Below are 21,490 nucleotides of genomic sequence, written 5' to 3' on the forward strand. Positions count from 1 at the left end.
ATGTACAACGCTAAAGTAAAGAATTATCAAAAAGAAGCCTTAAAAACGCGAGTTGCAGGGGCTGACAGGTATGAAATTATTCAAATGCTAATGGCTGGTGCAGTTGAGAAAATGGTTTTAGCGAAAGTGGCGATTGAAAAAAAGCACTTTGAGGCAAAAAGTGAGCATATCTCAAAAGCATCAGCAATAATAAATGCATTACGCGGTTGTTTAGATTTTGACGCTGGTGGTGATGTGTCAACAAATCTTTATTCACTTTATACATATATGGATGAGCGTTTACTGGATGCGAGTATAAAAAACGACCCAGAAATAATTACTGAAGTATCGAACCTATTAAAAGAAATAAAATCAGCGTGGGATGCAATTCCACATGATGTAAGAGAGCAGACGTTATCTGAAAACGGTATCGATGCAAATGTTGGATAAAATGGAATCTTTGATATCGCAGCTTGAAGCTGCGATTGATGAGCCAAACCTAGAAAATGCCCTCAATTTAGACCGCAAGCTACTTGACGAAATAAAAGCGACCGATCAATTATCCCTACATGAAAATGCTACTTATTTTCTATCAGTCGCCGCAAGGCATCAAAGTGTATTGAATAAAGTCGACGATTTAAAAAAACAGTCCTTTAAAAATATTACTCAGTTTAATAAAAATCAAAAGAATATTAAGAAATATCAAAATGTCTAAAAATAATCTGCAAAGTGCTCAAGAGTCAATAAATGAGATTGAAGAGGCTCTCAATTCAATTTCTCAAAAACAACAAAACGAAGATGCTTTTGTAGATAAAGCCAATATTACTTTTGACAATAATATTCTAGCGTTTAAAAAGTATTTTCCTGATATTGCCGAGAAATTTAGTTCACATCAGCCAAGTAGCAAATTTAACTTATTTCTGAATTCAAATGGCTCAGCCAACTTTATTGACTACGACACTGGGGTGCCTATTTATAGCGAGGATCCTCATAAGCAGTCTAGCGAACAAATAAAAAGTATGCTTGAAAACCCGATTATGGGTAAAGTTGACCATAGCCAATTAGAGTTTTTAAAAAATGAGACGGGTTTTATCCATATTGATTTAATGGCTGAAATTGGCGCTATATACAATGAAACTCAACAAGCCCTTACTCCAACAAAATCCGTTGCTGAATTTATACCTAGTGCAATAATATTTGGTGTTGGCTTAGGTTATCATTTAGATAATATGTTCGGTTCTTTTAATGCAGCTTATATAAGTATTTTTGAACCCAATGAAGATTATTTTTTTGCAAGTTTGTTTACATTTGATTGGGCTAGCTTCCTTAATAAAGTAGATGAAGCTGGAAGTTATTTATACTTTTCGATCGGTGTTCCTGAGCAAGAAATGTATGAAGCTTTGCATTTAAGAGCTGGAGAAATTGGTGCGTTTAGTGTTGCAAGTGCACTTTTTTTTCAACATTACCCCTCTGAAGCTGTAAATAAATTAATTAATGAGTTTAAAGGTAATTATCATCAATTTTTTATGGGGTGGGGCTTTTTTGATGATGCACTATTAAGTGTTGCTCATTCAGTGGATAACTCTTTAAAACCTATAAATTTACTACAACCAGCAAAAAAGATTTCAGAAACTTACAATCATTTCCCTATTTTTATCGTCGCTAATGGCCCGTCATTAGATAATGACATCGATACGATTAAAAAGTTACAAGATAAAGTCATTATTGTTGCTTGTAACTCTGCGACGACAGCATTGCTCAAGCAAGGCATAACACCAGATTTTCATGTCGCACTGGAAAGGACAAAAGCAACTGAAGACTTTTTAACTGCATTCATTCCTGAGCATACACGCCAGAAAATAAACTTGCTCGTTCTCAATGTAATGTACCCCAAAGTTTTAGATTTATTCGGCTGGTGCGGAGTAGCATTGAAAAGTAACGAAGCGGGCACCTCTTTATTTCATATATCTGAGTTTTTAAATAATGGCAGGATCACATCAACAATAGGGTTTAGTAACCCCTTGGTTGGTAATACCGCGCTGAGCTTTTTTGGTAGTATGGAGTTTAAAAATATCTACCTTTTCGGAGCCGATAACGGTTATAAAGATCCCAATCACCATCATTCAAAAGGCAGCTATTATTACTCGGGTGAGGGGGAAACGATACATGCGCCCTTAAAGATGGGTGGCGAACTCATTGTGCCTGGTAATTTTGGCGAAAGCATCATAACAGATCATTTTATGCATACTGGTAAAGTGCAAATGGAACGTTTTTTAGAGTCTAAACTCGATGCAGGGATAAATTGTTTTAATTGCAGTGATGGCGCTGCCGTTAAGGGCAGTATGCCCTTGAGATCGGATGATATTTTACTAGAAGAATTTAGTTTTTCTAAAAATGAAGTTATTGAACATATAAAAACTCAGCCATTTTCTGCAGTAGATAAAAACGTCTGTTTAACAGACTATTTAGATTTTGATGAGTTTGAGCAGCTATGTAACACTATGGTTGAGATACTTGATGGTCCAATTTTAAATCGAACCGAAGCTTTAGAGCAGTTACTTGAGAGCTTAAGGTATTTGTTCTCATTTAAAAACCATCCAAGATACACACATCTTTATCTGCTACTTGAAGGTGAGTCGCTTTACGTTACCTCAGTACTTATTTCGCTACTTTATAACTTTGGTGATGAGACAACGATAGTCCCTTACTATGAAAAAGCTAAAACACTTTGGCGAGATTTTATTGCTGATGCTCCACAGCAATACAGAGACCGTTGGAATGAGTTAAGTGATTACAGCTTCGATTACTCAAAGCCTTCGGTGAGCTAGTCAATATGCAGATTAAGAGTAAACGATTTGTTCTTTCACTCTTAACAGAGGCTGATGCAACATATCGCTACCTAAGCTGGTTTGACGATAGTAAAGCTAAAGAGTTTATTAGTTATAAATCGTCATCTTTAGACGAGTTGAAGAACTATATTAAAGCTAAAAATAATGACCCAGCAGCTATTTTGTTGGGCATTTTTACTGATGGTGAACACATCGGCAATATAAAGTATGAACCTATAGATTTAGTTAATAAAACCGCAACAATGGGGATTTTGTTAGGTGAGGCTCAGTGGCGTGGTAAAGGTGTTGCAGCTGAGGTTATTTCTATAAGTGCAGATTACTTGGCAAAACACTTTCATACCGAAACAATTATACTTGGTGTTGATAAAGGTAATACACCTGCAATTTCTGCTTATAAAAAATTGGGCTTTGAAATTAGCGAACAAACTGACCATGGTTTGTTTATGAAAAAATCACTTCTATAAAAAATATCTATTCTTCCTAAGTCTTTTTTTTAAATTGCCGATAAGTTATTAGAGCGTAAGCGAAATTTCATTATAATAGTTAATAAATAATTTAAACTTATTATTCCTAAGGAAAAAACATGTCATCAAAAAGCAATTCGGGTGCAGAGCTTTGGCAAAAGGCCAAAAAAATTATTCCTGGTGGGAATCAATTACTTTCAAAGCGTGCCGAAATGTTTTTACCCGACCAATGGCCTGCCTATTATAAAAAGTCTAAAGGCTGTGAAGTTTGGGATTTAGATGATAATCATTACTATGATTTCTCTATTATGGGAATTGGTACTAGTTCTTTAGGTTATGCTAATGATGAAATTAACGATGCGGTAATAAGTTCGATTTCTAACGGAAGCATGAGTAGTTTGAACTGTCATGAAGAGGTGGAGTTAGCCGAAAAGCTTATTGAGATACATCCTTGGGCGGGAGCTGTCCGCTTTACTCGTACTGGTGGCGAATCGTGTGCGTTAGCAGTGCGAATTGCTCGTGCCTATAGTAAAAAAGATGTTGTTGCTTTTTGCGGCTACCATGGTTGGCATGATTGGTACTTAGCAACAAATATAACTGACGCTGAAAATTTAGATGAGCAGTTATTACCTGGTTTAAGGCCTGCTGGTGTTCCTAAGCAATTACAAAATACCGTGGTGCCATTTAAGGAAGGTGATATTGATGGCTTTAAGGCAATCATAGATGCTCACGGTGATAACCTTGGCGTTGTTATGATGGAAGTTTTTCGTCATGGTTTGCCGGATGTTGCCTTTTTACAAGCTGTGAAAGATTTAGCTGTTGAACATAACATCGTTGTAATTTTTGATGAAATATCCTCTGGTTTTAGACTTAACACAGGGGCGTCTCATCTTTTAACATCGATAGAGCCTGATATTTGTGTGTTAGGAAAGGCGTTGGGTAACGGTCATCCAATAGGCGCTATAATAGGTCGTTCTGAAGTGATGGATGCAGCGCAGCAATCCTTCATCAGTAGTTCTTATTGGACCGAACGTGTTGGCTTTACAGCAGCGTTAAAAACATTAGAAATATTTCAACGAGATGATATCCCTAAACGTTTAAATGAAACTGGCGCAAGACTAAAATCTCGCATTGAAGAAGTGGTCACTCAAACAGGTTTTAACCTAAAAATTATAGGTATTGATAGTGTTCCTATATTTATATTTCCAGGTGATCACGCATTGGCGTTAAAAACACTATTTACTCAAGAAATGCTTAGAAGAGGGTTTTTAGCGAGTAATGTGATTTACCTTTCGATAGCCCATACTGATGAGCTTTGCGATAAATATATTGATGCAATGAGAGAAGTTTTTTATTTTCTTCAGGAGTCATTAGACAGCAATGTCGATATAGAAAGCCTAATTAACGGTCCGGTATGCCACAGTGGCTTTCAAAGGTTAAATTAATGAAGTCCGTTACTGCCTTTATTCAAGCAAGAGTGGGATCGTCAAGATTACCAGGAAAGGTGTTAAAAGAAATAAACGGGATCCCCGTTATCCTGCACATTGTTATGCGTTTAAAGCAATCAAGATACATTGATAATATTGTTCTTCTGACTTCTTTTAACAAAGAAAATGATGAGTTGGTTGAGTTAGCCAAACGCCATAAAATCGACGTGTTTAGAGGTTCAGAAGAAAATGTTTTAGAGCGCTTTCAACAAGCAAGCCAGAAGTATCCCTCTGAGCATATTGTAAGAATAACAGGCGATTCACCTTTTGTTGATGCTGGCGTTTGTGATTTATTATTGCAGACATACTTTGAAAAACAGGTTGATTATGCTTATTTGAGTGAGCATTTTGCTGAGGGCGTTGATTGTGAGGTTTTCACAAAGAGCTCGCTATCATCATTAAACACGGCCGAACTCAGGGAGTCTGAACGTGAACACGTGACGTTACATTTTTACGAAAATAAACTAAATCAATTTTCTACCTATGAAATGCAAAGCACGACAGATGACAGCAGCTATCGGTTTACATTAGATACACCTGAAGATTGGCAGGTTATTAAAGAATTAGCACGTTTTACTAACGATACTGTTAACATTAACTATCAAAATATAAAAAACATACTCGATGCTCATCCACTCATTAAACAGATTAATAGCCAAGTTATTCGTAACGAAGGGTTAGCTATTTCATTACAAAATGAGCAACATTAATTGGCTTTGGACTTACTATGAAAATTAACAATAAAACAATCGATGAAAATAGTCCGTGCTACATCATAGCTGAAATGTCTGCTAATCATGGTGGAGACATTAATAAAGCGAAAAAATTAATCGCTGAAGCTAAGTTGGCTGGGGTAGATGCCGTAAAGCTACAAACGTACACGGCAGATACAATTACACTAAATTGTTCAAAGCCAGATTTTTGTTTGCCTAGCGACAATCCTTGGCAAGAACACGTGTCTTTGCACTCACTTTATCAAAAAGCGTTTACACCTTGGGAATGGCATCAGGCGTTGTTTGAAGAGGCCAAACGTTGCGAAATTGATATATTCTCTTCTCCATTTGATGAATCTTCCGTTGATTTACTCGAATCTTTAAATACGCCGGTATATAAAATAGCTTCGCCGGAAATAACAGATATTCCTCTTTTGAAGTATGTTGCGGCAACAGGCAAACCTGTAATTCTCTCTACAGGAATTGCTGAGTTAGCTGATATTGAACTAGCGGTTTCTACATTGCGTAATAATGGTTGTGACAGCATAGCAATATTAAAATGTACGACAGCCTATCCAACCCCACTAGAAGAGTGCAACTTAGCAACTATTACAGATATAGCTAAACGATTTAATTGCATTGCTGGTTTGTCGGATCATACTCAAGGGATTATTTCACCCATTGTGAGTGTGACGCTGGGTGCCAAAATAATTGAAAAGCATTTTATTATTGATAAATCTGACGACTCGGTTGATGCCTTTTTCTCATTAGATAAAGACGAATTTTCGTTACTCGTTAAGTCAGTAAGAGATGCAGAAAAGGCAGTAGGCGGTGTGACCTATGACATAACTGATTCAGCTAAAAAGAATATGTTAGCGAGGCGCTCACTTTATTTTGCTAAAGACTTAAAAAAAGGCCACGTTATTACAAAACACGATATTAAATCTGTTAGGCCAGGCTTTGGCTTACATACTAAGCATTTTGACGATGTACTAGGGTTAAGTTTAACAAGTGATGTAGAGTTAGGTGATAGGGTTAGCTTTGCATTAACAAACGAGCCAAGAGGCTAGTTATGAGAACATGTGCAGTGGTCGGTGGTGGAATTTGCGGCATAACGGCAAGTATTTTATTGCGCAAACATTACGATCGCGTTGTATTAATTGAACAGTCTGAATCATTAGGTGGCTTGCTTAATTCGGTCGCTGACGATGCTGGTAATTATTACGATCAAGGCACACATATTCCAGCTAGCACGGGTGTTGCTGAAATAGACGAGATATTATTCAATCTTCCTCAGTTTTCTAAAAATTGGCATACATTTACACAGCTCAAAACAGGTAATTATTTTGCAGGTGAGTGGGATTTAGAAACGCAAACTATAGATGCAAGAAAGTTAGATTCAGCACTTTACAAACAAGGCATCGGTGAGTTTATGTCGCTCACATCGGAGTCTGAGGCCGATAACATTGAGCAATATTTGTGCGAAACTTTAGGTGTAGTGTTTTATCAATATCTTGCAAAACCAGTTATAAATAAGCTTTATGGCAGCGATGTATCATTTACTGATTTAGCTAAAAATACCAGCATAAATTATTTTGGTGCTACAAGAATAAAAGCATTTAATGCATCTTTGTCACGCGTGTTAAAACAACATCCTGAGTTTGATAAAAAGCTGGGTTATCATAGCGCCGCTGAATTTGAAGCGTTACTTGTAGCGCAAGGTACTAACCTTCCAAATTATTACTACCCAAACAACCCCAAAGGCGCGCAAGTTTGGATTGATCAATTGCAGGCAAAAGCAGAGTCTTTGGGAGTTGAAATTCGCTGTAATAGCCAAGTTTTAGACATTGAATATCAAGATGATTTAGTTACCGCGTTTAGCCTTAGCGATGGCTCACGTATTAAATGTGATTTATTATTTTGGAGCGCGCCGCCTGTATTTGCACTAAAGGCCGCTAATTTATCGATCGCAAATTATAAACCTATATTTAGGACTGCAAATATCTTACATTTTACCTTTGATAAGCAGCCTTTAAATCGAGAATCGCATTATCTTTGGAATTGGGACCCATGTTCGGATATTTTCAGGGTTACGCTGTACAATAATTTAAGACAAAGTGACAAGTATCAAGTATCGGCAGAGGTTTTAAGGTATAAAGCAGACCCTACATACACATTAGAGCAGGGTATTATTGATCTTAAAAATATGGGGGTGATATCGCCTGATACAAAAATGAAAAGTGGGTGCGTACAAAAAATAGATAATACTTTTCCTGTACCTACGCATGAGTTTTGTAATACAACGCAGCTAAATTATGAAACATTAACGAACTCATTTAAAAATATTATTGTGTCGGGTAGGTTTAGCGGTCGTTGTTGGTTGTTATCTGACGTACTTACTCTTGCTCATAAAGAATTAAAAGAGTATTGCACTGTTGGCTGATTTTATTTTTTATTGTAGTGGGACTGTGAAAACAGGCTTTGGGCATCTATCAAGGTGTCTGAATGTTGCTAGAGCGACCTTTGCATTGCAGCCTTGTAGTAATATTATTTTTTTTGGCGATTTTGATCAGTTTTCTACCCAGCGTATAAAGAATTTTGGTTTTACTGTAGCGGATAGTGGCTTTATTTTTGAACCACATATGACGGTACTTGCTGATAGCTATCAGTTTACTTTTGAGCAATTATTTGAATTAAAAAAAATAGGATTGAAGTTATGTATCATTGACGACTTTGATCAATACAATTACGACTTTATAGATCTTATTGTGAATTTTAGATTTAACGCTGAAGCGTTTTGTCGCGCAACTGCCAAACATAGGTTAGGAGTACGTTACTTTTCATTTGCTCAAGAGTTATTATCATTAAGGCAAAGTCGCTCTCAAGTTCATTTTAAAAATAGTATTGAGAGTATTTTGGTTTTTATTGGCGGTAATGATCGATTTGATGTGGCTACCCATGTTGTTTACGCCTTAGATAAGTTGTTTGTAAATAAAGAAATTATTCTACTAGATCAAAAAATGCCTTCTATTAGTTTAAAAAATAATACTTACCAAGCTTTAGGATTTGTTGATGATATGTCTGCTGTTTACAGGCAAACTGATTTGATTATTAATGGCGGGGGACTTACAAAATATGAAGCCGGTTTTTGCCTTATACCTAATTGTGCTATCTCGCAAACGAATGCACAACATAAAGACACTTTGGAACTTGCCAGCGCACATTTAACCTTTGACTTAGGTCTTGCTGAAGATGCAACGGTTGAAAGCTTAACATTAAACATTGAGCGATTTTTACATTCAGATATTAAATTGCAAAGAGCTGCAATGCTCAAATCATATTTTCTCGATTCAACCGAGCAATTCGCACAAGAAATTATAAAGGTATCAAATGAGTGAGTTTAATTCTAAACAAGCAGAGTGGGATGAAATTGCTCGTATAAACAGTGATTTTAAAGCACAGGTCGGGCGCCCCTTTGACGATACACTTTGGCAGGCTCTTTGCGATGATGTTGAGCAAAAACTGATGCTCTCAGCGCAAGAAAATAGTATTTTAGATGTAGGCTGTGGCAACGGATTACTACTATCAAAATTACAAAAATGCTCACAATATGCAGGTGTTGACTATTCTCAAGCAATGATCGATGAAGCAAAAAAATTGCTTCCTCAAGGCGTCTTTTATCAATCACAAGCCAGTGATCTTCAGTTTGCAGACAATGAGTTTGAAAGAGTGCTGAGTTACAGTATTTTTCACTATTTCCCAAGCTATCAATATGCACTTGATGTTATTAAAGAAATGATACGAGTATGCAGGCCCGGTGGCGTAATTTTGATTGGCGATATACTAGATAAACACTTTGAGCATGATATAAAAAGTTCAAGTGATCTGGAATATGAAAAAACGATTCCGTTAATACATCGTTATTCTCTATGGCGCTTTTTTTCTTTTGAGCAACTAGAAAATGATTTACAGCACTGTGTCAAAAAAGTAGAAATACTTACTCAGCCAGAGAGCTTTCCTTTATCTCGTTATCGCAAGGATTTGAGGTTATGGGTTTAACTCAATTACAGAGCTTTATTGCTACTAAATTTGACCGTCGGCATGCATTATTGACTAGCTCTGGCAGCTTTGCGCTTATAGCTGCGCTAAATGCCTCACAGGCTCCAAAGGGGAGCTCAGTAATAATGCCGGCAAGCTGTTGCCCGATTGTTTTGTTTGCTATTCAAATGGCAGGGTACAACGTTATTCTGGCTGATGTTTCGTTGTGCTCTTTATCTATGGAAGTCAATAATATAGAGCCGGTTTTTAATGATTCTGTATCAGTAATATTGGCCGTTCATGGTTACGGGCACTATTGTAAAATTGATGAAATAGCAAGTTTTGCAAAACAGCACAACGTTACATTAATAGAGGATGCGTGTTTAGCGTATGGCAGTATATATAAAGGCAAACTATTAGGTAGTTTTGGCGACCTTTCTATTTTGAGTTTTGGTTATGATAAACCTATTGATAATCAATATGGCGGAGCTGTTCTGACTAACTCTGAGCGTTTATTCGAATGTGCTAAGGGGTTTTTGAATGATAATAAAATGGCTCAATTTAGTGGCTCAAAACAATTAGAAATATTAAATGACCGCTTTTTAAATTTAAATAAGCAAATGCAAGTTCGAAAAAAAAATGTGGATTATCTGCAAAAAAAGATCATTAATTCTCTTTTTGTAAAAGCGAGTTTTGATGCTGACGTAACGTATTGGCGCTACCCTTTACTCATAAAAAATAGAGCTCACTTTTTAGCTAAAGCAAAAGAGAATGGTATTACTTTTACCAAGCATTATAAATCGTTAGGTGAATTACAAACCAATGGGCATTATCCAAATGCGTCATTAATTGATGAGCAAATTATAAATTTATTTGTTCGTCCAGAAACACCTCAAGAGCAATTAACCAATATGGTAATGTTTATAAATGACTACCAAGACAAGTAATATTTTAAAGTCATATTATCAGTCTCTGTATAAAGAGTATGGTGATAGCCACAAATCAGTACAGCATGTATCTAAAGAATCACAAAACGTAAGGTTTGCGATATTCCTGGATATGATTTCATCAAGTAGTCGAGTTATTGATTTAGGCTGTGGCTTGGGTGATATGCTTTTGTATCTAAGAAAAAACGGCTTTACCGGTGAGTATTTAGGTTACGACTTTGTGCCAGAATTTATAGATGTTGCTAGTGCCAAATTTAGCTCTGATGCAAAAGCTCAGTTTGAAGTGTTTGATATATATAAAGATGAGATAGCACAAGGCTATGACCATGTGCTTATTAGTGGCGTGTTTAATAATAAAATGACTGATAATATGGGCTTTTTAACGTTAACCCTGCAAAAAAGTATTAGGCAGTGTGAGAAGTCGGTTGTTTTTAATGCGTTATCGACATTCGTGGAATTTAAAAATGAAGCTCTTTTTTATGTATCACCCTTAGAGTTATTCGAATTATGCAAAACAACAATGACACCTTTTGTCTCCCTAAAGCATGATTACGTTACTAAGCCAGGTGGTTACCCTTATGAGTTTACAATGCAATTAAGTAAAAGCGAAACAACATGTTATTGAGCATAATGCAGCCTACTTACTTACCCTGGTTAGGTTATTTTGGCTTAATTAATAGCGCCGATAAATTTGTATTTTTAGACAATGTAAAGCTTGAAAAAAGTGATTGGCACGTTAGAAATAAAATTAAGTCAGGCAGACAAGAACTTATGCTGACTTGTCCGGTAAGTACCCCAAAAGGAAGGATGACAGCAACAATTGAAAATACTCAATTTGTTAGTGCAAATCCTTGGCGAAGAAAGCATCTTAAAAGCATTGCTGAAAGCTACGCAAAAGCACCGTTTTATAGTTCGTTATTTCCACTTTTAGATTCTATTTATAAAGACGAAAGCATTACTTTTTTGGCTCAAATGAATATTAAAATTATAAGAGCATTAATGGACTATATGAATATAACGACTTCGACATTTATTGCTTCAGAGCTTGAAGACGTGTCTGGTGTTAAAGATGCTCGGCTAGTATCTATTTGTAATGAGTTAGAATGTAATAATTATTTGTCACCAGTGGGCGCGCAAGCTTACATTGAAAAAGAGTCCCCAGGCGGGGCATTAGTTAAAAATGATATTGAAGTTTTTTATCAAAACTTTACCCATCCAAAATACCCACAAGTTAAGGGGGAATTTATTTCTCATCTTAGTGTGATCGATTGCTTATTTAACATTGGGCCCGTTGAAACGGTTAAATTAATTAACACATATACAGGCACACATACTCACTACCAATCGTTATCAGTTTAATTGCCAACGTGCTGGATTAATAAATTGCTCATCAACTAGGCTAAACTCAGAGAAATCTATGTGTGATACGCTTGTTGTTAGGCTGCCTAAAATTTCGTAAAGCTGTTGTTCGCTGTTGACGCCTAAAACCACTTTATCTACTTCATTAATACTAACCACATAGTTTAATGCTAGCGATAACTTAGAGATATTTAAGTGGTTACTCAGCTTGGTGAGCTTTTCCAATAAAGGTGCAATAGGTTTAAAGTAATCTGGATGCGTGCCACTATGCATCAGCAATAACCCCTGCAGAAAGGCTGAACGAGTATGAATCTCTACATTCGCAGCTTTTAGCTGTTTTAATGAATTTGATAGAACAAAGCGCTGATCAAGAATATTTAGTGGTAACTGAATTAGATCTGCAAATGTTAATACATCATCGCTAAGCTGATGTGGTGAATATAAAGATACACCCACCTTTTTTACTTTGTTATCTGCCTTTAATTGCTTTAAGCAATCAAGCGCAACAGGGAATTGATTAAAGTCTTCAAAGCGATGAAGTAGTAATCCATATAAAGCGTCACAATTTAAGTCACAAAGAGACTGTTTAACAGTTTTTGTTATAAAATCATCAACATTGGTTAAGTCAGGTATAGGTGGAATTTTACTAACTATATTGAATGGACTTAGTGAGCACTGGCCTAGTTCGGCTTCAGCATTACCATAGGCTGATGCAGTATCAATGGTCGTTATATTTTCGCTTTTAGCGAGATTGAGTATTTTTTTTATTTCTTTGCGGTGTGTTTTGCCTAGTGTGTTACTTATTCCGTAGTCAACACCAAATTGAACAGTACCTAGTGCTAGCTTCACAGTAACTTACCAACCTCATTAATAATATAGCTTTGTTCTTGCTCTGTTAGTTGAGGATGCAAAGGTATTGTGAATGCTGTTTTATAATATTTCATCGCGTTGGGGTAGTCGCTGTCTTTAAACCCCATTGCCTTATAAAAAGGTTGAGTGTGTATTGGAATATAATGAAGGTGACTAACAATGCCTTTACTTCTCAATTGCTCAATAATATGCCTGTGAAGGTGACTATATTCGTCAGCAAGTTTAACTACGTATAAATGGTAGCTTGAATAGCACTGCGTTAGTTGTTTTAAATGCGAAAGAGGCATAGTTTCAAACGCATTAGAATATGAAATAGCGAATGCGTTTCTGGTAGTGACAAATTCATCAAGTTTATCAAGTTGGCTGAGGCCAAGTGCAGCTTGTAGTTCTGTCATTCGGTAATTAAAGCCAAGCTCTATTTGTTGGTAATACCAGGGACCATGGCTTGGCTCGGTCATTTCGTTAGGGTCATTGGTGATCCCATGACTTCTTAAACGCTGTAGTTTTTTTGCAAGCGGTTGATTATTAGTAACCGCCATACCGCCTTCAGCAGAGGTAATTATTTTCACCGGATGAAAACTAAATACGGTTATATCTGAAAATTCACAGCAACCTACTTTATTGCCATTATATTGCGCGCCAATAGCGTGTGATGCATCTTCAATGATTTTAAAACCATACTGCTTTGATAAATCATAAATGGCTTTCATATCACAAGATTGGCCTGCCAAGTGCACAGGGATAACGACTTTAGGTAAACAATTATTTTGTTTTGCGCTAATCAGCTTATCAGTAAGGGCTGATACAGACATATTGCCAGTTGCCAAGTCTATATCTACAAAATCTACTTTAGCACCACAGTAAAGCGCACAATTGGCAGAGGCCACAAAAGAAATTGGCGACGTCCAAACAGTGTCACCTTCGCTTACATTTAATGCTAAGCATGCTATATGTAGTGCCGAAGTCGCGCTATTAACAGCAATACCATATTGAGCATTACAATAGTTTGAAATAGCAGCTTCAAAAGCCGGTACTTTTGGCCCTTGAGTCAGCCAGTCAGACTGTAAAACAGTTACAACACTATCAATATCTGCTTGGCTTATTAGTTGTTTACCGTATGGAATCATTTATTTTATTCAGCTTTAACTTAATGCCTGGGTGTTAAATTCTCTAATCTCATCAATCGTCATGTAATGCGAATTATGAAGAGAGTTATATTCAAATCCTTGCTCTACCTTTTTGCCAGTCTCGCCAATTGCGTTCACGGTAAAGTCATTACTACGGCTACTAAATTTAATACCTGGGGCAATAACAAAGTGGTCGTTGTACTCGTAGGTTTCAAAACATAAATCAGCGGGGCACATAACCTCATGAAGTTTTTCACCAGGGCGAATACCAATTATTTTTAGTGGTAAGTCAGGTGCCATTGCTTTTGCAAGATCGGTAATACGAATTGAAGGGATTTTAGGAACGAAAATTTCACCGCCTAACATTCGTTCAAAATTAGTAAGTACAAAATCGACGCCTTGTTGAAGGTTTATCCAAAAGCGAGTCATTTCATCGTGTGTGATTGGAATGTGATCGCGCCCTTCATCAATAAACTTTTGGAAAACTGGCACTACAGAGCCGCGAGAGCACACCACATTGCCGTAGCGAACAACAGAAAAGGTAGTGCGGTTGCCACCTGCAATATTATTAGCGGCTACAAAAAGTTTGTCTGATGCCAGTTTTGTGGCGCCATACAAATTAATTGGGTTTGCAGCCTTATCAGTAGACAAAGCGATTACTTTTTCAACATCGTTATCAAGGGCTGCATCAATTACGTTTTCGGCCCCATTAATATTTGTTTTGATACATTCCATTGGATTGTATTCAGCAGCCGGAACCTGCTTCAAAGCAGCTGCATGAATAACGTAGTTTACACCGCGCATGGCACGTATTAATCTGTCTTTATCTCTTACATCGCCAATAAAATAACGCATACAAGGTTGGTCAAACTCTTGTTGCATTTCAAATTGCTTAAGTTCATCGCGTGAAAAAATAATGATTTTTTTTGGATTGTAACGCTCAAGTAGTGTCTTGACGTATTTTTTCCCGAATGAACCGGTACCACCGGTGATTAAAATTGTTTTGTTATCGAACATAGTGCTACCCAAATTATTTATTATTGGCGTTGTATGACACGCAAACGTGATTTTTTAATACACATCTCAATACTTTAACCACTAAGCAAGCAAAGTGCCAAGTTAATTTAGTCTAACAATGGTACAAAGGGCAAAATTTCGCAAATTAAGCTATAATTTAATCAGTCAGCACCACGGAGGCCGTTATGAAAATTCAATCAGCATCAGCTAACTTTTTAAACCAAACTCAGCAAACAAATAACAAACTTGCAGAGCAACTTGCAACAGGTAAAAAAGTAAATACCGCAGCAGATGATGCAGCGGCTTTGCAAATTATTGATAGGCTTACTTCACAGCAAAATGGTTTTAGCCAAGCTGTAAGTAATGCGTATGACGGGATTTCATATACTCAAGTAAGCGAAGCTAACTTGAGTGGTGTGAATGATGCCGTTTCGCGTATTCAAGAGCTATCAATTCAAGCGGGTAACGGTGCATTGAATGACAATGATCGTGCTGCGTTGCAAGAGGAAGTCGTGCAATTGCAAAGCCAAATATCTGAAACGTTAGAAAATGCGAGTTTTGCAGGAAAGCCTTTATTTGATGGTCAAGCTGTCTCGTTTCAAGTTGGTGCAGATGCGAATACAAACCAAACGGTAAACTCTACAGATGGTAGTTTTGCCTCTGCGTTATCAACCATTGATATTTCAACCCAGGCCGGTGCTCAAGCGGCTATTGACATCAGTAAGCAAGCAAATGATGAAATAAATGCACAACGAGCTGAGTTAGGTGCATTTCAAAATACGTTGGCAAGCACAATTAAAGGGTTAGGGACGCAGCAAGAAAATATTGCAGCCAGTCAAAGCCGCATTCAAGATACCGATTACGCTCTAGCAATTTCTCAACAAGTGTCTAATGATATTTTAGCGCAATCATCAGTTGCTCTTCGTGGCCAGGCCAACCAATCTGCCGAGTCTATTTTAGGCTTACTTTAAATATTAATACTTAATAGTTAATTCTTAAGTATGATTGAATTAACGAGTGCGTCTGTTTTTTGGCGTTTATGTCAAAAAACTGCCGCTATCACTTGCATCCGTGCTTAACTGGCTTACAATTTAGTTAATTACATTAAAGAGTGAAGCACGGCTCGCTAACTATGATCCTGATTTTAGATAATAATAACAATCGCTCTATTGGGTTAAACGCATCACTTGGTTTTATCGGTGAGGTTACTCATCGTTTAGATGAAGACAACTTTGAACAAGAGTGTGCAAAATATCAGCAGCATGAGTGCATGGTCATTTTAGGGGCTTTACAGTCTCTCGATCACGAAAACTTAATTAAGCGCTACCCAACACTTCCATTTTTATTAATAGGTGAAACGTTAAGACCATTACTTAGCATTGCTAATGTAGTTGGACTTATTTGTGAGCCATTTAATCATGAAGTGACCACACAATTGCTTCATGATTGCCAGCAGTATCATCGTATGTTGCCGGGGGAGCACAAAAATACTCAGTCACATAAATCTTTTGATGGCCTTGTAGGTGAAACACAAGCCGTAAAAGAGGTCCGTTTTTTAATTGAACAAGTAGCAAAAACAGATGCAAACGTTTTAATTTTAGGTGAGTCAGGTACTGGTAAAGAAGTGGTTGCACGTAACGTTCACTTACTTTCTAAACGAAGTACAGGACCATTTGTGCCTGTAAACTGTGGGGCCATACCTGCAGAACTATTAGAAAGTGAACTTTTTGGCCACGAAAAAGGGGCGTTTACAGGGGCTATTTCTGCGCGTAAAGGCCGTTTTGAGTTGGCGCAAGGCGGTACGCTGTTTTTAGATGAAATTGGTGATATGCCGCTACAAATGCAGGTTAAACTTTTACGCGTATTACAAGAGCGAAGCTATGAGCGTGTAGGTGGCACTAAGGCGATTCAAGCCGATGTACGTGTTATTGCTGCAACACACCGCAACCTCGAAACCATGATTGAAGCAGGCAGCTTTCGTGAAGATTTATATTACCGGTTAAATGTATTCCCTATAGAGAACCCGTCGTTAAGTGAGCGTGCTGATGACATTCCGTTACTACTTAAGGAGTTAATGCGTCGCGTAAACGAGCAAACGGGCACGACAGCTAAATTCACTGAGCGAGCGATCGAAAGCTTAAAAGAGCATGCATGGCCGGGAAATATCCGTGAGCTTGCGAATTTGGTTGAGCGCATGGTTATAATGTTCCCTGAAAAGGTAGTGGACATACCTGATCTACCCAATAAATATCGTTACATTGAGGTAGATGCTTATGAGCCTGAATATCCTGAAGAACTTATGGAAAAAGATGCCTTTAACGATATATTCAGCACTGGGTTTAGTGATTATGACAATGAGCCAGAGCCTGAATTTAACCAAGCTGGCTCAGGCGTATTACCCGAAGAGGGCATTGAGCTTAAAGAGTATTTAGCAGAGCTTGAAATAAGCTTAATTACCCAAGCTTTAGAGCGTTTTGATTACGTTGTTGCGCGCGCCGCAGAAATATTAGGTGTAAGGCGCACAACACTGGTCGAAAAAATGAAAAAGTATAACCTCTCACGAGATTAGCAGTACGAAAATGGTGAAATACTCTTTGTTATTTTTATTCATTTTTGAGCAACTAATTTACGGGCTTTGCCAGTCACGCAAGCAAGCTTGGCGTCTACAAGATAAACGCAAACTTAGACTTTGATGCTAGACGCTGAGCTTACTTGCGTGAAAAGCGTAGCTTTTAATTACTTAAACACATATCTGAAAAATGAGGGTAAATGAGTGAATATAATTAAATTTTACGTTACTTCTCAAAAGCGCAGCGCCTCTTAACCTCTTTGTGAGCAAATTACTTACCCATTAAACGCCTGTATAATTTCTTCTTTTCTAAAGCAGTCATTACTATGATCGTTAACCATACCGCAGGCCTGCATATGAGCGTATACCGTGGTAGGGCCTAAAAATTTAAAGCCGCGCTTTTTTAAATCCTTCGCGAAGGCTGTTGATTCTTTGGTGATTGCAGGCGTCTCTTCGGTATAATTTAAACTGCTTACGATCGGTTTGTTATCAACAAACCGCCATTGATACGCGCTAAAACTGCCAAATTCTTTTTGAATGTTTATAAATTGCTTGGCATTATTTATTGTGGCGTTAATTTTTAAACGGTTTCGTACGATATTTTCATCAAGCATTAAACGCTCAACATCGTATTGGGTAAACAACGCGACTTTATTTACAGCAAAATTAGCAAATGCATTTTTATACCCTTGTCGTTTTTTTAAAATGGTATACCAACTTAAGCCTGCCTGAGCCGACTCTAGCGTTATAAATTCAAACAGTGTTTGGTCATCGTAAACAGGGACGCCCCATTCTAAATCGTGATATAAAACGTAATCGGGTTTGGTGGCGTCTAACCAAGCACATCGGCATTTTATTTGATCACTCATACATATTCCTTTTTATGCGCGTCATTTTTATGTCGCGCTATTATTATTGTAAGTTAATGAAAATAATATAAATAAATTTTGGTATACATTGTGCATTAAGCTCTATATCTATACAAATTCGAGATTTGATTATGGCCCTTGCGAGCGTGCTTAAACCACAGTTTATTTCTGCAAATCAGTATAACCCATGTTTACTTCAAGAGGAGTACATAGGTGAGTTAAGCGATCTGCGTCAGCAAGCAAGTTGGCTTTCACATTTAGTTGATACCATGCCCGCAGGTGTGGTTGTGCTTGATGGTAAAGGAATGATTGCAAAGGCCAACCAAATAGCCATTGATATGTTAGGCGAACCTTTAGAAGGTGAAAAGTGGTTTAGCGTTATTCAACGCTCTTTTAGACCGCATCAAGACGATGGTCATGAAGTATCGCTAAAAGATGGCCGTTTAATTAAGCTTGATATAACAGCGTTAGCGCCCGAGCCGGGCCAGCTAATTTTAATGACCGATTTGAGTGAAACACGCCGTTTACAAAAGCGAGTTGCTCATATGCAGCGCCTAAGTGCTTTGGGTAAAATGGTGGCGTCGCTTGCACATCAGGTTCGAACCCCACTTTCAGCGGCCATGCTTTATGCTGCTAATTTGGGCTCTAAGCGTTTACCCGAGGCATCTCGCGATAATTTTCAAAGCAAGTTAATGTCACGCTTAAAAGATTTAGAAACTCAAGTAAACGATATGCTACTTTTTGCCAAAAGTGGCGACCAACAAGTTGTTGAGCAAGTGTCTATGCAGCAGTTACTCAGTGAGGTAAAAGCGGGTGCTGATGCTATGGTGACACTAAATGACAGTCATTTAGCTGTTAACCTCCCAGAGCCAGATATTCAAATAACAGGCAATAAATCAGCCATAGCCAGCGCAATTCAAAATTTAATCCATAACAGTATTCAAGTCATTGGTGCTGGCGCTGAAGTAAAATTAAGTGCTGCGACTGACGAGCAAAATCCAGATTTTGTTCGTATCAGCGTATCCGATAACGGTCCAGGTATTGATTTAACTCAAGCAGAAAAAATATTTGAACCCTTTTATACCACTAAAAGCCAAGGCACAGGGTTAGGGCTTGCTGTTGTGAGTTCGGTTGCAAACGCTCATCAGGGGCGTGTTGACGTGACTAATAATAAAGGCGGTGGAGCATGCTTTAGTTTGTTTTTACCTATTCGCACCGCATCTAAATTAGAGGAATCATTATGAGTAACACTATTTTAGTTGTCGAAGATGATGCAGGGCTTCGCGAAGCCTTAATTGACACACTCGAAATGTCGGGGATTGAATGTATTGCGGCTAATTGTGCAGAGCAAGCCATGTTATTGCTGAAAAAAGAGCAATTTTCGCTGGTGGTGAGTGATGTACAAATGGGCACTATGAGTGGGCTTGATTTACTACGCAGTATTAAGCTTAACCACCCTGAATTGCCTGTTTTAATGATGACGGCGTACGCTACCATTGACGATGCTGTTGAAGCGATGCGCTTGGGCGCTATTGATTACATGGCAAAGCCGTTTGCACCTGAAGTTTTACTCAATATGGTAAGTCGATACTTACCTGAAAAAGCAAAAGAGACCGACGGACCCATTGTTGCCGACCCAAGCAGTATTCAACTTTTAGAGTTAGCAAGTAAAGTTGCACGCTCTGATGCGAGCGTTATGGTGCTAGGCCCAAGTGGTTCAGGTAAGGAAGTGCTTGCACGGTATATTCATGATAAATCGAACCGATGCGATGCGCCGTTTGTTGCGATTAACTGTGCAGCAATTCCTGAAAATATGCTTGAAGCAACCTTATTTGGGTATGAAAAAGGCGCGTTTACAGGCGCAATTCAAGCGTGTCCTGGTAAGTTTGAGCAAGCGCAAGGCGGTACTATATTGCTCGACGAAATAACAGAAATGGATTTAGGGCTGCAAGCTAAACTACTTCGTGTGTTGCAAGAGCGCGAAGTAGAGCGCTTAGGTGGAAGAAAAACAATCCAGTTAGATGTACGTATACTTGCAACAAGTAACCGCGATTTGAAAGAAGCGGTTACCGAAAACCAATTTAGAGAAGATTTATATTACAGGCTTAATGTGTTTCCTTTGATGTGGCGACCACTTTGTCAGCGACCTGGAGATATCCTTGTATTGGCTAAGCATTTAATTGAGCGTCACTTAAACAAAAGTAAAGAGCCTATGGCTTATCTTGATAGTGCCGCAGAGAAAAAATTACTTGCTCATTCATGGCCTGGTAATGTGCGTGAGCTTGATAACGTAATACAACGTGCTTTAATACTTAGGACTGGGGATACTCTAAACGAGCATGCTATTTTCATTGAAAACATAGCGGCGACAGATTTTGTAATGGAGCCTGCATCTGTCAGCGCGCAAAATACTAGTCAGCAGCAAGTAAGTGCTACTAATAGAGATATTGACCAAGGCGCTATGAGTTCAGCTTATTATGACGAACAGTCATCTCCTGCCGAGCCAACAAAACAAGACTTATTGGCTGTTGATACGGGAAGTTATAAGGATGAGCTAAAAGATAAAGAGCATCGCATTATTTTAGAAACGTTAGCAAGATGCCAAGGTAAGCGAAAAGATGTCGCTGAAACGCTAGGTATAAGCCCTCGGACTTTACGTTACAAACTAGCGCAGATGCGCGATTTAGGTATTTCACTCCCCGCATAACATCATTTTTAGCCCTAAATTTACCCTTTGAATTTAGGGCTGTCAAAACTCTGACTTGACAAATTCCTTCCAACTCATTGAAATTATTAATTTAATTTTTTGGCATGCTTTGTGCTTTATTCATGTTAAGAGTTAACTGCATTGTCAGAGAAAAATTATGAAAATTCAAAACAGCGCTGTATTTCAAGAAATGCAATCAATGGCTTTAGAGGCTGGCCGTAATAATCAAATCGAAAGACTGCCAGTAAAAACACAAGCCTCATCAACCGCTCAATTTGGCGATATGCTATCGGATGCAATTAATACTGTGCACGGTTTGCAGCAAGACGCTAAACAAAAAGTAGTGGCGGTAGAAACAGGCGACAGAAGCGTGTCTTTGGCTGAAGCAATGATTGCTTCTCAAAAGTCGTCAGTTGCATTTGAAGCGACAGTGCAGGTTCGTAATAAACTTGTCGAAGCTTACAAAGAAATCATGAACATGCCTGTTTAACTAGG

The 21,490-nt window shown here is 37.9% G+C and carries 22 protein-coding genes; 18 read left to right on the forward strand and 4 right to left on the reverse strand.

Annotated elements, in window-relative coordinates; genetic code table 11:
• The 13 genes from fliS (at window position 1) to PMAN_RS03000 (ending at window position 11,836) form a co-directional block, all read left to right on the forward strand.
• Window positions 1–429, forward strand: coding sequence for a flagellar export chaperone FliS (fliS, locus tag PMAN_RS02940; protein ID WP_006792714.1), 429 nt, complete (start codon window positions 1–3; stop codon window positions 427–429).
• A 1-nt stretch (window position 430) separates the two neighbouring features.
• The gene (locus PMAN_RS02945) at window positions 431–694 is read left to right on the forward strand and encodes a hypothetical protein (RefSeq protein WP_242032452.1); all 264 of its coding nucleotides are present in this window, start codon (window positions 431–433) and stop codon (window positions 692–694) included.
• A complete protein-coding gene (locus tag PMAN_RS02950) occupies window positions 687–2,807 on the forward strand; it encodes a motility associated factor glycosyltransferase family protein (protein WP_010555893.1) in 2,121 nt (706 codons plus the stop codon). The genes PMAN_RS02945 and PMAN_RS02950 overlap by 8 nt, the downstream gene beginning before the upstream one ends.
• Before the next feature lie 5 nt (window positions 2,808–2,812).
• Window positions 2,813–3,292: a GNAT family N-acetyltransferase gene (locus PMAN_RS02955; protein WP_006792717.1), complete on the forward strand. Its 480-nt coding sequence runs from the start codon at window positions 2,813–2,815 to the stop codon at window positions 3,290–3,292.
• A gap of 119 nt (window positions 3,293–3,411) precedes the next feature.
• On the forward strand, window positions 3,412–4,737 hold the full coding sequence (locus PMAN_RS02960; protein ID WP_010555894.1) for an aminotransferase class III-fold pyridoxal phosphate-dependent enzyme: 1,326 nt from the start codon (window positions 3,412–3,414) through the stop codon (window positions 4,735–4,737).
• Window positions 4,737–5,489, forward strand: a complete 753-nt coding sequence (locus tag PMAN_RS02965; protein WP_010555895.1) for a cytidylyltransferase domain-containing protein — start codon at window positions 4,737–4,739, stop codon at window positions 5,487–5,489. Before PMAN_RS02960 ends, PMAN_RS02965 begins: the two co-directional genes overlap by 1 nt.
• A gap of 17 nt (window positions 5,490–5,506) precedes the next feature.
• Window positions 5,507–6,562: a pseudaminic acid synthase gene (gene pseI, locus PMAN_RS02970; RefSeq protein WP_010555896.1), complete on the forward strand. Its 1,056-nt coding sequence runs from the start codon at window positions 5,507–5,509 to the stop codon at window positions 6,560–6,562.
• A gap of 2 nt (window positions 6,563–6,564) precedes the next feature.
• Window positions 6,565–7,935 (forward strand): FAD-dependent oxidoreductase, encoded by a 1,371-nt coding sequence (locus PMAN_RS02975; protein ID WP_010555897.1) that lies wholly within the window; start codon window positions 6,565–6,567, stop codon window positions 7,933–7,935.
• On the forward strand, window positions 7,928–8,890 hold the full coding sequence (locus PMAN_RS02980) for a glycosyl transferase (protein WP_010555898.1): 963 nt from the start codon (window positions 7,928–7,930) through the stop codon (window positions 8,888–8,890). The genes PMAN_RS02975 and PMAN_RS02980 overlap by 8 nt, the downstream gene beginning before the upstream one ends.
• Complete coding sequence (locus PMAN_RS02985; protein WP_010555899.1) at window positions 8,883–9,551, forward strand: class I SAM-dependent methyltransferase; 669 nt, start codon at window positions 8,883–8,885, stop codon at window positions 9,549–9,551. Before PMAN_RS02980 ends, PMAN_RS02985 begins: the two co-directional genes overlap by 8 nt.
• Window positions 9,542–10,477 (forward strand): DegT/DnrJ/EryC1/StrS family aminotransferase, encoded by a 936-nt coding sequence (locus PMAN_RS02990; RefSeq protein ID WP_010555900.1) that lies wholly within the window; start codon window positions 9,542–9,544, stop codon window positions 10,475–10,477. Before PMAN_RS02985 ends, PMAN_RS02990 begins: the two co-directional genes overlap by 10 nt.
• Window positions 10,458–11,102, forward strand: coding sequence for a class I SAM-dependent methyltransferase (locus PMAN_RS02995; RefSeq protein WP_010555901.1), 645 nt, complete (start codon window positions 10,458–10,460; stop codon window positions 11,100–11,102). The genes PMAN_RS02990 and PMAN_RS02995 overlap by 20 nt, the downstream gene beginning before the upstream one ends.
• The gene (locus PMAN_RS03000) at window positions 11,093–11,836 is read left to right on the forward strand and encodes a WbqC family protein (protein ID WP_010555902.1); all 744 of its coding nucleotides are present in this window, start codon (window positions 11,093–11,095) and stop codon (window positions 11,834–11,836) included. The genes PMAN_RS02995 and PMAN_RS03000 overlap by 10 nt, the downstream gene beginning before the upstream one ends.
• Here the strand turns inward: PMAN_RS03000 and PMAN_RS03005 are convergent.
• From PMAN_RS03005 to pseB, 3 genes are read right to left on the reverse strand one after another with little or no spacing between them, the layout of a single operon-like run.
• Window positions 11,828–12,685 (reverse strand): aldo/keto reductase, encoded by an 858-nt coding sequence (locus PMAN_RS03005; RefSeq protein WP_010555903.1) that lies wholly within the window; start codon window positions 12,683–12,685, stop codon window positions 11,828–11,830. The genes PMAN_RS03000 and PMAN_RS03005 overlap by 9 nt on opposite strands.
• Entirely contained in the window at window positions 12,682–13,833 is a 1,152-nt protein-coding gene (pseC, locus tag PMAN_RS03010; RefSeq protein WP_010555904.1) for a UDP-4-amino-4,6-dideoxy-N-acetyl-beta-L-altrosamine transaminase, read from the reverse strand. Before pseC ends, PMAN_RS03005 begins: the two co-directional genes overlap by 4 nt.
• A 15-nt stretch (window positions 13,834–13,848) precedes the next feature.
• Window positions 13,849–14,850 (reverse strand): UDP-N-acetylglucosamine 4,6-dehydratase (inverting), encoded by a 1,002-nt coding sequence (gene pseB / locus PMAN_RS03015; RefSeq protein WP_010555905.1) that lies wholly within the window; start codon window positions 14,848–14,850, stop codon window positions 13,849–13,851.
• A 185-nt stretch (window positions 14,851–15,035) separates the two neighbouring features.
• Here pseB and PMAN_RS03020 point away from each other — a divergent pair, with 185 nt between their 5' ends.
• Complete coding sequence (locus PMAN_RS03020) at window positions 15,036–15,821, forward strand: flagellin N-terminal helical domain-containing protein (RefSeq protein WP_010555906.1); 786 nt, start codon at window positions 15,036–15,038, stop codon at window positions 15,819–15,821.
• Window positions 15,822–15,982: 161 nt separating this feature from the next.
• Window positions 15,983–17,419, forward strand: a complete 1,437-nt coding sequence (locus PMAN_RS03025) for a sigma-54 dependent transcriptional regulator (protein ID WP_010555907.1) — start codon at window positions 15,983–15,985, stop codon at window positions 17,417–17,419.
• Window positions 17,420–17,694: 275 nt separating this feature from the next.
• Here the strand turns inward: PMAN_RS03025 and PMAN_RS03030 are convergent, their stop codons facing one another.
• Complete coding sequence (locus tag PMAN_RS03030; RefSeq protein ID WP_010555908.1) at window positions 17,695–18,288, reverse strand: DNA-3-methyladenine glycosylase I; 594 nt, start codon at window positions 18,286–18,288, stop codon at window positions 17,695–17,697.
• Between the two features lie 131 nt (window positions 18,289–18,419).
• Between PMAN_RS03030 and PMAN_RS03035 the strand changes: the two genes are divergently transcribed.
• The 3 genes from PMAN_RS03035 to fliE all read left to right on the forward strand — a co-directional run bounded on the left by PMAN_RS03035 (window position 18,420) and on the right by fliE (window position 21,485).
• Window positions 18,420–19,532, forward strand: a complete 1,113-nt coding sequence (locus PMAN_RS03035) for a sensor histidine kinase (protein ID WP_010555909.1) — start codon at window positions 18,420–18,422, stop codon at window positions 19,530–19,532.
• Window positions 19,529–20,995: a sigma-54-dependent transcriptional regulator gene (locus tag PMAN_RS03040; RefSeq protein WP_010555910.1), complete on the forward strand. Its 1,467-nt coding sequence runs from the start codon at window positions 19,529–19,531 to the stop codon at window positions 20,993–20,995. The genes PMAN_RS03035 and PMAN_RS03040 overlap by 4 nt, the downstream gene beginning before the upstream one ends.
• A 157-nt stretch (window positions 20,996–21,152) precedes the next feature.
• Window positions 21,153–21,485, forward strand: coding sequence for a flagellar hook-basal body complex protein FliE (gene fliE / locus PMAN_RS03045; RefSeq protein ID WP_008132633.1), 333 nt, complete (start codon window positions 21,153–21,155; stop codon window positions 21,483–21,485).
• The last annotated feature ends 5 nt before the right edge of the window (window positions 21,486–21,490 follow it).

Origin of the sequence: Pseudoalteromonas marina, assembly GCF_000238335.3 — a bacterium.
GTDB classification, from domain to species: Bacteria; Pseudomonadota; Gammaproteobacteria; order Enterobacterales; family Alteromonadaceae; genus Pseudoalteromonas; species Pseudoalteromonas marina.

Coding starts and splice junctions, on each gene's coding strand:
- fliS (WP_006792714.1), top strand. CDS start 1: ATGTACAACGCTAAAGTAAAGAATTATCAAAAAGAAGCCTTAAAAACG.
- PMAN_RS02945 (WP_242032452.1), top strand. CDS start 431: ATGGAATCTTTGATATCGCAGCTTGAAGCTGCGATTGATGAGCCAAAC.
- PMAN_RS02950 (WP_010555893.1), top strand. CDS start 687: ATGTCTAAAAATAATCTGCAAAGTGCTCAAGAGTCAATAAATGAGATT.
- PMAN_RS02955 (WP_006792717.1), top strand. CDS start 2,813: ATGCAGATTAAGAGTAAACGATTTGTTCTTTCACTCTTAACAGAGGCT.
- PMAN_RS02960 (WP_010555894.1), top strand. CDS start 3,412: ATGTCATCAAAAAGCAATTCGGGTGCAGAGCTTTGGCAAAAGGCCAAA.
- PMAN_RS02965 (WP_010555895.1), top strand. CDS start 4,737: ATGAAGTCCGTTACTGCCTTTATTCAAGCAAGAGTGGGATCGTCAAGA.
- pseI (WP_010555896.1), top strand. CDS start 5,507: ATGAAAATTAACAATAAAACAATCGATGAAAATAGTCCGTGCTACATC.
- PMAN_RS02975 (WP_010555897.1), top strand. CDS start 6,565: ATGAGAACATGTGCAGTGGTCGGTGGTGGAATTTGCGGCATAACGGCA.
- PMAN_RS02985 (WP_010555899.1), top strand. CDS start 8,883: ATGAGTGAGTTTAATTCTAAACAAGCAGAGTGGGATGAAATTGCTCGT.
- PMAN_RS02990 (WP_010555900.1), top strand. CDS start 9,542: ATGGGTTTAACTCAATTACAGAGCTTTATTGCTACTAAATTTGACCGT.
- PMAN_RS02995 (WP_010555901.1), top strand. CDS start 10,458: ATGACTACCAAGACAAGTAATATTTTAAAGTCATATTATCAGTCTCTG.
- PMAN_RS03000 (WP_010555902.1), top strand. CDS start 11,093: ATGTTATTGAGCATAATGCAGCCTACTTACTTACCCTGGTTAGGTTAT.
- pseC (WP_010555904.1), bottom strand. CDS start 13,833: ATGATTCCATACGGTAAACAACTAATAAGCCAAGCAGATATTGATAGT.
- pseB (WP_010555905.1), bottom strand. CDS start 14,850: ATGTTCGATAACAAAACAATTTTAATCACCGGTGGTACCGGTTCATTC.
- PMAN_RS03020 (WP_010555906.1), top strand. CDS start 15,036: ATGAAAATTCAATCAGCATCAGCTAACTTTTTAAACCAAACTCAGCAA.
- PMAN_RS03025 (WP_010555907.1), top strand. CDS start 15,983: ATGATCCTGATTTTAGATAATAATAACAATCGCTCTATTGGGTTAAAC.
- PMAN_RS03030 (WP_010555908.1), bottom strand. CDS start 18,288: ATGAGTGATCAAATAAAATGCCGATGTGCTTGGTTAGACGCCACCAAA.
- PMAN_RS03035 (WP_010555909.1), top strand. CDS start 18,420: ATGGCCCTTGCGAGCGTGCTTAAACCACAGTTTATTTCTGCAAATCAG.
- PMAN_RS03040 (WP_010555910.1), top strand. CDS start 19,529: ATGAGTAACACTATTTTAGTTGTCGAAGATGATGCAGGGCTTCGCGAA.
- fliE (WP_008132633.1), top strand. CDS start 21,153: ATGAAAATTCAAAACAGCGCTGTATTTCAAGAAATGCAATCAATGGCT.